The sequence below is a fragment of the Enterococcus sp. AZ140 genome (assembly GCF_051714405.1).
Taxonomy (GTDB): domain Bacteria; phylum Bacillota; class Bacilli; order Lactobacillales; family Enterococcaceae; genus Enterococcus_B; species Enterococcus_B pernyi.
On record NZ_JBIORU010000001.1, the window covers coordinates 1,426,405 to 1,439,022 of the forward strand.

Sequence of the window (12,618 nt, forward strand, 5' to 3'; positions counted from 1 at the left end):
GTAACTGATTCAGGAGGAATTTTAGTTGAAGAAGAATATGGATGTTGAGTGGGGTTATTCTGGTGAAAGAGGACCGGAACATTGGGCAGGATTGTGCGATTGGTTTGCAAAAGGAGCCGAATTTGAGTGGCAATCGCCCATTCCTCTAGTTACATGTGAAGAAAGCAGTGACACGAAAGAAACACTGTCTTTTCACTATCAGAAGCAACGCTTCACGGATAAAGAGTTCAAGAACACGATCCATCTTGTGCCATACGATCAAATCAGTTACGTTCTTTTCAATGAAGACAAATACTATTTGACCGACATCCATTTTCATATGCCGTCAGAACACGTCATCAATGGGAAACAAGAAGATATCGAGTTTCACTTTGTCCATACGAACGAACGACAAGAAAACTTAGTGGTTGGTGCGATGTACCATCTATCAAATGATGAGGGTTGGTTGTACGATCGCCAAAATGGCGACAAATGGGATCTTGATGCCCATGAGCATTGGACCGATGCCTCTGTCTTTTTCCCTGAGCAGAAAAGTCATTATCATTACGTTGGTTCATTGACCACTCCGCCAACGAGTGGGCCGATCCAATGGTTCGTCATGGATCAAGTCGGTCAATTGAATCGTGATTTTTTGATCCCATTCAAAGGACAATATGCGCAACCAAATAATCGTCCATTACAACCACTAAAGGAACGAAAAATTTATTATTACAAGGGGACGAAATGAACATCCAACAATTGAAATATGTCACTGCGGTAGCGAATAATGGAAGTTTTCGAGAAGCAGCAAAAAAATTGTTTGTTTCTCAACCAAGCCTTTCTGCAGCGATCAAAGAATTGGAAAATGAATTAAGTATCACTTTATTTACCCGCACGAATCGAGGTGCCTATCTAACAGAAGATGGTCAAGCCTTTTTAAAACGGGCGGAACGGATTTTAGTACAATTAGATTCTTTGGAAAACTATTACCAAAAAAGTGAAAAGCGAGAAAGCTTTTCGATTGCTTCACAACACTATGATTTTCTAGGACCATTGACTGCGCAACTGATCGAGACGTTTAAAGCAGAAGTGAAGCAGTTTCGGATCATGGAAACGACAACAGCAAACGTGATCGAAGAAGTCCAACAGCAGCAAAGCGAGTTAGGGATCCTTTATATGAATGACCATAATCGCACAGGGATCAAGCGTTACTTAGAACAAGGGGAATTAGTCGCGCAGTCTTTAGGAACATTTAAGACCCATATCTTTCTTAGACAGCGCCATCCACTTGCCCAGCAAGAAGAAATAAAGGTAGAAGAGTTAGCAGCATTTCCACAAGTTCGGTTTACACAAGATGGCAATAATTTTCCTTACTTTTATGAAGATCTAATTGAGATCCCTGAACAAGAATCGGTGATCTATACGAGTGACCGTGGCACGTTGATGAACATTGTGTTAGAAACAGATGCCTATGCTTCAGGCTCTGGCATCGTGATCGGGGAGATCAAAGAATATTTACGCTTGATTCCTTTAGCGGATAGTCCGATGAATGAGTTATATGTCATTTATTCTGGAAAGCAGCCATTAAGTGATATCGCCAAGAAGTTTATCACAAGTATCCAACAGGTGATGAAACAGATGAAGTAAGCTGTAAAAATCAAATAAACGTCTCAATAGACACTGTTGAGCAAAAAGATAAGCCGAAATATCAAAAATGGTTGATTTTCAGGCTTATTTTTTTGTGCTTGATTTGAAGCTGATAAAATTGTTGTAGTAGTGTACAGGATGTCACTACGCAGAAAATATGTTCCATAATAGAATTAGCAAATCGTTGGGTAACTATATGCCCATTGATTTGTAGAAAATAATAAAGGAGAATCAAAAAATATGAAAAAAGTAACAAAGGTGATGTTGGGTGTTGTTGGAGCGACGAGTTTAGGCTTATTTACAGGAGAACCCGTTGTCCAAGCCGATGAGTTGCTTCCGCAAATCGGCGAAGGGTATTTAAAATCGGTCAATCAAAGTACGATCGATCGCATGAGTACGATGTCTTATGCGTTATCTTTTCAAATGTATCAATGGGGGGACATTGGTGTAAATGAAAGACTGACTGGTAATGAATACAATCCAAGAAATGTGTCTAGCCAAGCTTATTCGGTAGGAGTCAATAGTGATATGGGCACCAGACAAACATCAAGAACTGTTAACACAAGTGTATTCCACAATAGTACAAACCAAAATCAAACGTTTACGACACCTTCTTACTCGGAGACTTATACGGATTCAACAACAACTTCGACCACGCAATCTGCTGGGGTATCAACATCGACTAGCACAGAGATCCGTGTACCAATGTTTGGTTCTGCAACCATGGGTGTTGAATTGAGTTACAACTTTAGTACAACGACTTCACATACACGAGAAGTCAAAAAAAGTTGGACAGTTCCTGGTCAAGCCATCAATGTAAGACCTGGGCATACCGTGGAAGTCAATTGGGTATTTTATACTGGAGAAGCCACAGGATCAGTTAACTTAGAGCAACAGATCCGAGCAGATATCCCATACAAAAAAGATGCTGCTGGCCGCATCCATACATATGGTCTAGGAACTGTCGTTGGAGATCGCCAAGTACTTTCTGATAGTTATTGGAATCGTTACATTTCTGAAAGCCGCAACAATTGGAAACAAGTTAACGCCAATGTAGCAGGTCGTAGGATCGGCGGAGGAACGTATCGTGTCGATTATGGTTCTGGATTTGTATTAGAAGCCTTTGACCGTACAACTGGCACAAAAGAAATCATTGCGACAGGCTATCAAATTTAATTTGTCATTCGTATTTTGAACCACAAAAAAACCGATCGTCAGAAGTCATGACTTCTTGACGTCGGTTTTTTCAGCAAAATCAATCTTTCGTCATTGCTTGGATTTTTTCTTCCTCTGGCGTCACAATGATCGTTTTTTGGTTTTCGTAAATCACATAGCCTGGTTTAGCGCCATTCGGTTTGCGAATATGTTTGACTTGCACTAGATCCACAGGCACTTGTGCAGAGTGGCGATATTTGGAGTAATACGCAGCTAGTTCCGCAGCTTCCGTAATGGTTTCATCAGAAGGCTGATCACTCTTGATGATCACGTGAGACCCTGGAATGTTTTGCGCGTGCAACCAGTGATCCGTTTTTCTTGCAGTTTTCATAGTTAATTGATCATTTTGCAGATTGTTTTTACCAACTAAAATCTCAGTGCCGTCAGAAGAGAAGTAGCGATCAGGTTGAGAAGGTTTTGCTTTCTTTTGTTTTTTGTTTGTTTTCTTTTTCAAGTAGCCCTCTGCTAATAGCTCTTCTTTGATCACTTCGATATCCATCGGTCCAGCAATCTCCAATTGCGAAAGGACAGATTCAAGGTACTGGATCTCGCTTTTCGCTTCTTCGATTTGTTTCCCGATCAATTTGACCGCATTTTTAAGTTTTTGGTAGCGATGAAAGTACTTTTGCGCATTCTGATTAGGTGTTAAGGCGGGATCAAGAGCAATCCGGATTGGTTGATTCTCTTCATAATAATTCGCCAAGGTCACTTCAGTCGCACCACGAGGAACTTGAGTCATAAAAGTCGTCAATAGTTCGCCATCACGACGAAACTCTTCCGCATTTTCTGAATCAAGCAAGGTCTGCTCGCGCTTTTTCAATTTATTGCGATTACGTTTCAGTTCATTTTCGATTTTACGGATCAGTTCGCCGCCTTGTTGTTTTGCTCGATCTTTCTCCGCTTTTTCCTGGTAAAACGCATCTAACAACGCGCTTAATGTGGCGTACTCTTGTGATGAATCGGCTTGTTTCGCCAGTTCTTGATAAGCAATCGGCGTAAAGTATTCTTTTGTGCCGACTTCATAGTGTGTGGGTGTAGGTTGATCGATCGCAGTAAAGAATTCTTCCCAGACAGCCATTTTTTCATTCGGTCGCTGATTGATCCGTTCGATCAATTCTAATGCAGTGTCATGGCCCAATCCTTGAAATGCTTGTTGTAGTGCTTTTGCATTTGGCTCGATTTTTGATAGGCGTTCAAATACTTGTTCTTTTGTTGCTTCAAAAGGATCAAGTACCGCTTGTTCAGGTGGTGCGACATATTCGACACCAGGGAGTAACGAACGATACGTGTTTTGTGAGCTGCCAATATGCTTGATCGCGTCTAGGATCTTTTGTGTTTGTTGATTCACTAAAACGATGGTACTGTGTCGTCCCATCAATTCAACGATCAAAACAATATTTTGTAAGTCGCCTAGTTCATCCCGCTTTGAAAAATGGAAGTGGATTACTCGGTCATTTTTGATTTGCTTGATATTTTCTAAAATCGCACCATCTAAATGTTTACGCAACATCATCACGAAGTTCGGCGGATTTTCTGGATTTTGATAATCGATCTCTGTGATCTGGACACGGGCATAGCTTGGATGAGCAGATAACAACAATCGGTGGTTCTTTCCACGAGAACGAATCACCAAAATGATTTCATTTTCATACGGTTGGTGGATCTTTGAGACCCGACCAGATAATAGTGTTTCGCGCAATTCATGGATCATTGCATGGGTAAATACACCATCAAAGGACATGATTCATTCCTCATTTCTATTCATAAGTACACTTATTATAACGAAAAAAGAAAGGAAAGACCAATGGACCGGATGATTTCTTCTGTAAAAGAGAGAATAAAGAAAGAAATTACATGAAAAACTAGTGTTTTATTTCGTTCTTTCGCTTGATTTTAGGTATAATTAGAGAAAGAACAGGTGGGGGAAAAAAGAATGCAGCGATTAATGGTAGAGATAAAGGATAAAATCATAATGAGCTACACGAATTTATCAGAGGATTTTGAGCAACATCCTCAAAAATATTTCAGACGGATCGGTCTTCTTCTGAGCTGTTCATTTTTGTTGACGGTCGCGATGTTTTTCTTGCCGAGTAAAATCAAAGAAGCACAGGTGGATTCATTGATCTATTCCTCGATCCATTCCGAAAAGTTACAGCCTTTGCCATTTTCTTCCGCGCATCAAGAGATCACTGATAGTCGAGCCATCTCTGTCATGTTTAGTCTGCCAAAGGGTGAACTTTACAAGCAAGTGGTGGATATATTTGAAGATCCGCAACAAAGTAGTGAATTGAATCGATCGATTTTCTTCTATCCACTCGTTTATGATACCCAAGAATTAGAACAACGATATGGGATCGAAAAAGATAAAATCACTATTATTTTCTTTGATGGCGGAAAAGAGAGAAATCGCTTAGTCCTCTCTGATGAAAATAAAGAAGAACTTGAAAGAACTCTAGTTCCTGCATTGAATCGATTACCGTTGATCAACATCAAACAACTTGAAAAAGAATTAGCAAACGGCGAACAAGCGGAAGAAACAACAGAGAGTACCTTGGAGTAAGTGTAGCGGAATACTTAGTGATAAATAACAAAAAGTCAAAAAAATAAAAAATTAGTTGACGGATAAATAAAATTCGATTAGACTTAGGATAACACTTAAAGGAAAGGATGGTCCAAGATGAACTTATCAATTCAATTTTTATCAGAACATAAAAATAATTGGCGTAACTGGCGTAGATAAGTTGTATCAAGGGCGAACTTTTTCGTAGATACAACTTTTTAGAGTACAACAATGTACGATTCTAAAGTTTGTATCTATGCTGGACAAGAATTTGACGACCGCATAGATGGCTCTATGCGGTTTTTTGTTGGTAAAAGACAATGACCGTACCAGCGGTGATTGTCTTTTTTTTGTTCATTCGCTCGAAGTTACAAACGTAGCCGATTTATTTAAAAAAATACATAACAAAAAGGGGAAATAAAAATGAAAAATAAACGATTGATCGCAGTAATCGCACTGATACTTATCTATTTGACCGGTACATTTATCTACGAAACGATCAAGGATCAGCCACCTGTTGAAGGAAATCGAACAGGTGATAAGAAAGTTGTTGGGGTCTTACAGTTCGTTAGTCACCCTGCGTTAGATGAAATCTATCGGGGAATCAAAGATGGATTAAAAGAGTCAGGTTTGGAAGAAGGACGAAACCTAGAAATCAATTTCCAAAATGGTCAAGCCGACCAAAGTAAGTTAGCAACCATGAGCCAGCAATTGGTTCAAAATAATCCAGACGTTCTCGTAGGCATTGCGACACCAGCAGCACAAGCCATCGCAAACACCACAAAAGATATCCCGCTTGTCTTGGGCGCAGTGACTGATCCTGTAGGGGCAGGGCTAGTAAAAAGTTTAGAAGCACCAGGGGGCAACATCACAGGAGTTTCTGACCAACCGCCTGTGGAAGCGCAGATCCAGTTAGCGACAGAACTGTTACCAAAAGCAAAAACGGTCGGGATTCTTTATGCATCATCAGAAGACAATTCACGTTATCAAGTCAGCCAAGCAGAAGAAGCGGCAAAAGCCAAAGGACTAACACCAGTGAAGTATGCCGTCCCTTCAACGAATGAAATTGCACAAACCGTCCAAGTCATGAGCAAATCAGTTGATTTTATCTATGTTCCTTTAGATAACACGATTGCTAACGCAATGCAAACGGTCATCAAAGAAGCAAATAAAGCGGATATCCCAGTAATTCCTTCTGTTGATACGATGGTTGAACAAGGCGGATTAGCGACAATCGGGATCAATCAATACGAATTAGGTGTACAAACAGGTAAAATGGCAGCCGCTTTAGCAAATGGGAAAGAACCAGCCACCACCCCTGTCTATGTCTTTGATAAAGGCGATATCATCGTCAATGAAAAACAAGCAGAACTATTAGGAATCACGATTCCTGAATCCATCAAAAAAGATGCAAAAGTACTGACAGAGATCAAGGAGGAAGAACAATGATCGTATCCGCAATTTCACAAGGTATGTTATGGGCCATATTAGGTTTAGGGATTTTTATGACTTACCGCATTTTAGATTTCCCTGATATGACAACAGAAGGTTCATTCCCGCTTGGTGGGGCTGTCTGTGTAACAGCGATCACGCATGGCGTTAGTCCATTATTGGCAACGATTCTAGGGGTTTTGGCCGGAATGGCAGCTGGACTTGTTACAGGCTTACTTTATACAAAAGGAAAGATTCCAGTCATCTTAGCCGGTATCTTAGTCATGTCCGGTTTAAACTCCGTCATCTTGTTCGTGATGCGCACACCCAACCTTTCATTGTTGAATCATCCAGTCCTACAAGATGTGTTTCACGCACTACATTTACCGAATTATTTTGACACTGTCCTATTAGGATTATTATCGCTGGGCTTATTGATCAGCGTGTTGATCTTTTTCTTCAATACAGATCTAGGCCAAGGCTATATTGCCACTGGGGATAATGAGACAATGGCACGTTCATTAGGAATCAAAACCGACCGCATGAAAATCTTAGGTTTGACTTTATCTAACGGAGTCATTGCTTTATCTGGTGCTCTGATCGCTCAAAACGATGGCTATGCGGATGTCAATAAAGGAATCGGCGTGATCGTGATCGGACTAGCTTCGATCATCATCGGGGAAGTCATTTTCCAAGAGTTGACATTGATCGAGCGTTTACTAGCAATCGTTGTCGGAAGCATCATCTATCAACTATTGATTTTAGCTGTTATCAAATTAGGTTTTGATACGACTTATCTGAAATTATTCTCAGCGATCATCTTAGCGGCTTGCCTGATGATCCCACAAGTAAAACAAGCATTGAAATTAAAAACTGGCTTTGAAAAGGAGGTCTAACGATGACAGCTATCTTAACGATCAAAAATGGTAGAAAAGTAGTCAACAATGGGATGCACGAAGAAAAAGTATTATTGGATGATATCCAATTGACTATCAATGAAGGAGACTTTATCACTGTTCTTGGCGGTAATGGGGCGGGCAAAAGTACTTTGTTCAATACGATTGCCGGAACATTACAATTAAGTCAAGGTGGGGTTTATTTCAAAGACCAGCCAATCACTAAGTTATCAGAAGAAGCACGAGCTTTATTTCTATCACGCGTATTCCAAGACCCAAAAATGGGGACTGCACCACGGATGACCGTGGCAGAAAATCTATTGTTAGCCCAAAAACGAGGTGAGAAACGGACGCTTCGTTTGCGTCAATTGAAAAACCAAAAAGAAGCGTTCTATAAAATATGCCAAGAAGTAGGCAATGGATTAGAGCAACATTTGGATACACCTGCTGGCGAATTGTCAGGGGGGCAACGACAAGCCTTAAGTTTATTGATGGCAACGATCAAAGCGCCAGAATTACTTTTATTAGATGAACATACCGCAGCACTAGATCCTAAGACAGCCAAGCTGCTGATGGAATTGACCAACCAACGCATCACAGAGCAAAAGTTAACATGCTTGATGATCACGCACCGTATGGAAGATGCTTTGAAATATGGGAATCGCTTGATCGTCTTACAAAAAGGTCGGATCGTCAAAGACTTAGCGAAAGAAGAAAAACAAGCATTATCCATGAACGATCTCTTACACTTCTTCGAAGAAGTCATCGATTAGTCATTCGAGAACGCTATCTCCGTTTGACAAGTTTGTTTCCTTCAATTTATACTTGTGATAGCAGGTATAATAACAATCAAAATCAATACGATTCATATCAGAAAAATGATTGATGCCGCTTGTTCCTTCGTAGGTTCTACGAATGGACGCGGCATTTTTAGCGTATTATAGGAGGCGTTCCATGATTTCAGGAAAAACAAGATTAGCAGGGATTTTTGCATCTCCCGTTACCCATAGTTTATCTCCATTGATGCATAATAGAGCCTTTCAAGCGCGTTCGATTGATGCTGTTTACTTGGCATTCACAGTCGATCAGTCGAATCTTATGCAGGCGGTTGAAAGCATACGTACATTCAATATGTTAGGTGTCAATCTTTCCATGCCTAACAAAACAGCAGTTATTCCTTATTTAGATGAATTAAGTCAAGAAGCGCAGTTGATAGGTGCTGTTAATACCATCGTTCAGCAAGACAACCGCTTGATCGGCTACAATACGGATGGCATGGGCTTCATGCGTTCAGTCAACGAAGCGGGTGTCGCAATCAAAAACAAAAAAATAACCATGCTAGGTGCAGGTGGCGCAGCGAAAGCAATCGTTGTTCAAGCGGCGTTAGATCAAGCAAAAGAAATCGTCATCTATAAACGGAAGAATGCTACTTTTGCGAGTGTCTTTGCGGATTTTGAGAGAGTTGCGGAACAAACCAACTGTCCCATCATCGTCAAAGATTATGCAGATACTGAACAGTTGAAAAAAGATCTAGAAGATACGGACCTTTTGATCAATGGTACCGATATGGGCATGGGCGCAAAAAAAGAGTTGATACCAATTGATCCTCAGTTTCTCCATAAGAAAATCGCAGTTTTTGATTTGATTTATTCCCCTAAAGAAACACGCTTTCTAAAAGAAGCCAAAGCAATCGGCTGTCTCACACGAAATGGGCTAGGGATGCTGATGTACCAAGGAGCAATTGCCTTTGAGCTTTGGACAGGCGAGACTATGCCGATTGAAGAGATCCAACCTTTACTCGTTTCAAAGGAATGAAACGAGTGATATCAAAGGATTCGTTAGCTTTTAGTTAAATTTACAACGATCTTACTGTTTTTCATTAAGAAGTATCGTATGATTTTACTGAGTTGAACAAAGGGAGGAAATCAAATGAGTCGGATGGATCGCTATCAGAACATCCATAAAAAAGCAAAACCAATCAAAGAAAAGTCATCGCCGCTATCTTGGCGACGCGCAAGTAAGAAACAGGCAGAGCCTGAAGAGGAAGCAATCCCTTCTTACGAACAAACTTATGAAGAACGTCCAAGTGATTCTCGATACTCAACGCCTTACGAAGAACACGTTCATTCAGAACAACCACCCCAGAAAAAAGGACTCTTTAAAAAGAAACAGCCCAAAGGTCCACGTAAGAAGCGGTCTTGGTGGAAAATCATTTTAGGAATTTTACTAGTCTTGTTTGTCTTTTCACTGATTTCATTTTTCGTCGGCAAGTTCGTGGCTGAAAATGATCAGTCACTGGAACCAGCGACTTCAGAAACATTCAATGGCACCCAATCAACAAGCGGCGCACACAATATTTTGATTTTAGGAAGCGATACTAGGGGTGAAGATGCGGGACGAGCGGATACGATCATGGTTCTACAATTAGATGGACCAGCTCGTAAACCCAAATTGATCTCATTCATGCGGGATAGCTTCGTGACGATCCCTGGGGTCGGAGACAATAAAATCAATGCAGCTTATGCTTATGGTGGCGCTGAGTTAGTCCGACAAACCTTGTTAGAAAACTTTGGGCTGAACTGTCAATACTATATGAAAGTCGATTTCAAATCATTTGAAAAAGTGATTGATGCCATGTTCATGAATGGCGTGTCGATCGATGCTGAAAAAGATTTGAATCTAGACGGTGTTGATATCGCTAAAGGCAAACAACGGATGGACGGTCATGTGCTGTTGCAATATGCGCGTTTCCGGATGGATGAAGAAGGCGACTTCGGTCGTGTCCGCAGACAGCAACAAGTAATGGATGCGATTTTCGGTCAACTAAAAAATCCATTGAACTTGATCCGTGCGCCATATGCTGCCGGAAAAGCAATCGGTTATACATCCACCGATGTACCGATGACTTTTTTAGTCAAAAATAGTTTCTCTATCTTACGTGGTGCTGGCGGAATCGACCGTTTAAGCGTCCCAGCGGATAATACTTGGAGCTATGGTCAAAGTGATTATGCGGGTAGTATCCTCGTATTAGATAAACAAATGAACCGTGAAAAGATTGAACAATTTTTGAGTAAATGATCGTTGATGTTTTGTTAAAAAGGCTTTTCTGGAGGTGATAACTTCTGGAAAAGCTTTTTTTGTGTGGATGTCTTAATTGCTATATAGTGTTTCTTTTTCCAATAGCTCCATTTTATCCTCCTCGCAAAAATCCACTTATTATTCGGATTGAATTTCTTAACAATTTTACATTTTTTATGAGCTTATTTTTTTACTTTTATTTCTTAAAAACATAAATTTTTGTTTCGCAGATACGACTTTAAAAAACAAGATAAATCAATCGGAGAAACTTGTCGATTTCTTTATCATGCGATAATATAATATTAAAAAGATAGTTATTCTGCTTAAATACATATAAAATAACAATAAAAGGTAATTGGGTGTTCTGTTTAATTTTTTAGAGGTTCGAAGGATGATTATGAAATTTAAGTATACGTTTGGTGATCCAAAGATAAATAGGTCTTTTTGTAAAGTATAGGAATTATACTTATTGAGTACATACAACATTATTTAGAGGAGAAAAAAGCCATGGAATTATTGGTAAAAGAAACATTAGCATTAGAGGAAAAAAGGGATATACTTTTTCCGTATTACGTTGGTTATACGTTCTTTCAGGAAAGTGATTACCAAGGAAAAATCACCCATAAAGAGGCAATCTTAGCCTATCTAAATTATTTAAGTCGTTTAGCAAAAACAAATCTTTGGTCATCAAAAAAACGCAAAGAAACTGGAAAAACTGTTACCCGTGAAATGTATGTAGCGAAATTTCGTGAACTAAATTCTGATTCAATTATATACACAGCAATTGATCCTACTACGTTAAACTTAGATGGCTACCCCATTGAAGTCAACGAAGAGATGATGGAAGGCACAGAACTGACTGCGGAAGAATTGTTTATGGATGGTGGGGTATATGAGGAAGCTTTTTTTAATGAATTTCATGGTACAAAGTTATCTAAGAAAGAATTTAATCTGGTAAATGAACATTTCTTTCCTTTAAAAGATAAATTGATCATCTATTCATGGAATTCAGAGTTTACAAATTATTTCAATTATGCGCGTGTGGGCTGGGGCGCCTATCTTTGGAGTGTTTATGATCCTAGAACCCAAATCTCTACGATCATCGAAATTTATTTAGCGGAACAGGGGTAAAATGATAACAAACCTATATTTAGGTTAAACAATTGAATCATTAATCATGTGAATGAGGAGGACAGAATGAAGTTATTAAAAGAAGATACGTATCAATTTAAACAAAAACTCTATTTAAGAAAATTTCCAATCAATGGACTTTTACTCGATTATGTATTTTTTGAAGAAACAGGTTACCGTGGATACTCCAGTCATCGTAAAGCCGCCCTTGAATTTATCAAAGTAATGAATGAAAAAAGAAATATTACAGGTCTTTTATATACAGATTTGCATTATTTTGATCACTTACCCGTAGTATGTAGCCCAATTAGATTGAGTTATGCCGTAAATCCAGAGTTAATGTATGGAAAACGGATAAAGGCAGATGTTTTCTTTTCTGTTGAAAAATTCGCTTCTGGAACCTATCTAAATTGGTATGCCCAGACATTTCTTTATCCACCTTATTCATACAGCGGGAATGAAGAAGATTTTATTTCCTTAAATAATGAACTATTTCCTAAGAAAAATGCGTTAATCATTTATGCTTGGAATAACAATTGGTCGAATTACTTTTCTGCTGGGAGAGAATGGATGGATGCCTTTCTTTGGACGATTTACGATACTGCATCGAATAAGTTGACGGTCATAGGGTCTTCTATGACAGATTGAGTTTAATTAAGACTTTTAAACTTCGAGGAGGAA

The 12,618-nt window shown here is 39.4% G+C and carries 12 protein-coding genes; 11 read left to right on the plus strand and 1 reads right to left on the minus strand.

Features of this window, described 5'->3' with window-relative positions:
* Positions 1–25 precede the first annotated feature (25 nt).
* The 3 genes from IGJ39_RS06670 (at position 26) to IGJ39_RS06680 (ending at position 2,802) form a co-directional block, all read left to right on the plus strand.
* On the plus strand, positions 26–727 hold the full coding sequence (locus IGJ39_RS06670) for a carbonic anhydrase family protein (RefSeq protein WP_019722832.1): 702 nt from the start codon (positions 26–28) through the stop codon (positions 725–727).
* Complete coding sequence (locus tag IGJ39_RS06675) at positions 724–1,626, plus strand: LysR family transcriptional regulator (protein WP_019722831.1); 903 nt, start codon at positions 724–726, stop codon at positions 1,624–1,626. Before IGJ39_RS06670 ends, IGJ39_RS06675 begins: the two co-directional genes overlap by 4 nt.
* Positions 1,627–1,866: 240 nt before the next feature.
* Complete coding sequence (locus IGJ39_RS06680; RefSeq protein ID WP_019722830.1) at positions 1,867–2,802, plus strand: ETX/MTX2 family pore-forming toxin; 936 nt, start codon at positions 1,867–1,869, stop codon at positions 2,800–2,802.
* Positions 2,803–2,881: 79 nt separating this feature from the next.
* Here the strand turns inward: IGJ39_RS06680 and efbA are convergent, their stop codons facing one another.
* Entirely contained in the window at positions 2,882–4,582 is a 1,701-nt protein-coding gene (efbA, locus tag IGJ39_RS06685; RefSeq protein WP_019722829.1) for a fibronectin-binding protein EfbA, read from the minus strand.
* Positions 4,583–4,774: 192 nt separating this feature from the next.
* On the opposite strand from efbA, the gene IGJ39_RS06690 reads away from it, so the two are divergent.
* The 8 genes from IGJ39_RS06690 (at position 4,775) to IGJ39_RS06725 (ending at position 12,585) form a co-directional block, all read left to right on the plus strand.
* Positions 4,775–5,401 carry a hypothetical protein gene (locus tag IGJ39_RS06690; protein ID WP_029593979.1) on the plus strand — a complete coding sequence of 209 codons (627 nt, stop codon included), beginning with the start codon at positions 4,775–4,777 and terminating at the stop codon, positions 5,399–5,401.
* Between the two features lie 423 nt (positions 5,402–5,824).
* A complete protein-coding gene (trpX, locus tag IGJ39_RS06695; protein ID WP_019722827.1) occupies positions 5,825–6,850 on the plus strand; it encodes a tryptophan ABC transporter substrate-binding protein in 1,026 nt (341 codons plus the stop codon).
* The gene (locus IGJ39_RS06700; RefSeq protein WP_019722826.1) at positions 6,847–7,728 is read left to right on the plus strand and encodes an ABC transporter permease; all 882 of its coding nucleotides are present in this window, start codon (positions 6,847–6,849) and stop codon (positions 7,726–7,728) included. The genes trpX and IGJ39_RS06700 overlap by 4 nt, the downstream gene beginning before the upstream one ends.
* A 2-nt stretch (positions 7,729–7,730) precedes the next feature.
* On the plus strand, positions 7,731–8,501 hold the full coding sequence (locus IGJ39_RS06705) for an ABC transporter ATP-binding protein (protein ID WP_019722825.1): 771 nt from the start codon (positions 7,731–7,733) through the stop codon (positions 8,499–8,501).
* Positions 8,502–8,682: 181 nt separating this feature from the next.
* Positions 8,683–9,543: a shikimate dehydrogenase gene (locus IGJ39_RS06710; protein WP_019722824.1), complete on the plus strand. Its 861-nt coding sequence runs from the start codon at positions 8,683–8,685 to the stop codon at positions 9,541–9,543.
* Between the two features lie 114 nt (positions 9,544–9,657).
* Positions 9,658–10,806: an LCP family protein gene (locus IGJ39_RS06715; protein WP_019722823.1), complete on the plus strand. Its 1,149-nt coding sequence runs from the start codon at positions 9,658–9,660 to the stop codon at positions 10,804–10,806.
* Positions 10,807–11,313: 507 nt separating this feature from the next.
* Positions 11,314–11,937: a hypothetical protein gene (locus IGJ39_RS06720; protein WP_438764342.1), complete on the plus strand. Its 624-nt coding sequence runs from the start codon at positions 11,314–11,316 to the stop codon at positions 11,935–11,937.
* Between the two features lie 66 nt (positions 11,938–12,003).
* The gene (locus IGJ39_RS06725) at positions 12,004–12,585 is read left to right on the plus strand and encodes a hypothetical protein (RefSeq protein ID WP_019722821.1); all 582 of its coding nucleotides are present in this window, start codon (positions 12,004–12,006) and stop codon (positions 12,583–12,585) included.
* The last annotated feature ends 33 nt before the right edge of the window (positions 12,586–12,618 follow it).

What these genes read in the sequence shown, in the direction of transcription:
- IGJ39_RS06710 (WP_019722824.1), top strand. Translation starts at nt 8,683, where the DNA reads ATGATTTCAGGAAAAACAAGATTAGCAGGGATTTTTGCATCTCCCGTT.
- IGJ39_RS06690 (WP_029593979.1), top strand. Translation starts at nt 4,775, where the DNA reads ATGCAGCGATTAATGGTAGAGATAAAGGATAAAATCATAATGAGCTAC.
- IGJ39_RS06715 (WP_019722823.1), top strand. Translation starts at nt 9,658, where the DNA reads ATGAGTCGGATGGATCGCTATCAGAACATCCATAAAAAAGCAAAACCA.
- IGJ39_RS06725 (WP_019722821.1), top strand. Translation starts at nt 12,004, where the DNA reads ATGAAGTTATTAAAAGAAGATACGTATCAATTTAAACAAAAACTCTAT.
- IGJ39_RS06680 (WP_019722830.1), top strand. Translation starts at nt 1,867, where the DNA reads ATGAAAAAAGTAACAAAGGTGATGTTGGGTGTTGTTGGAGCGACGAGT.
- trpX (WP_019722827.1), top strand. Translation starts at nt 5,825, where the DNA reads ATGAAAAATAAACGATTGATCGCAGTAATCGCACTGATACTTATCTAT.
- IGJ39_RS06700 (WP_019722826.1), top strand. Translation starts at nt 6,847, where the DNA reads ATGATCGTATCCGCAATTTCACAAGGTATGTTATGGGCCATATTAGGT.
- IGJ39_RS06675 (WP_019722831.1), top strand. Translation starts at nt 724, where the DNA reads ATGAACATCCAACAATTGAAATATGTCACTGCGGTAGCGAATAATGGA.
- IGJ39_RS06720 (WP_438764342.1), top strand. Translation starts at nt 11,314, where the DNA reads ATGGAATTATTGGTAAAAGAAACATTAGCATTAGAGGAAAAAAGGGAT.
- IGJ39_RS06705 (WP_019722825.1), top strand. Translation starts at nt 7,731, where the DNA reads ATGACAGCTATCTTAACGATCAAAAATGGTAGAAAAGTAGTCAACAAT.
- efbA (WP_019722829.1), bottom strand. Translation starts at nt 4,582, where the DNA reads ATGTCCTTTGATGGTGTATTTACCCATGCAATGATCCATGAATTGCGC.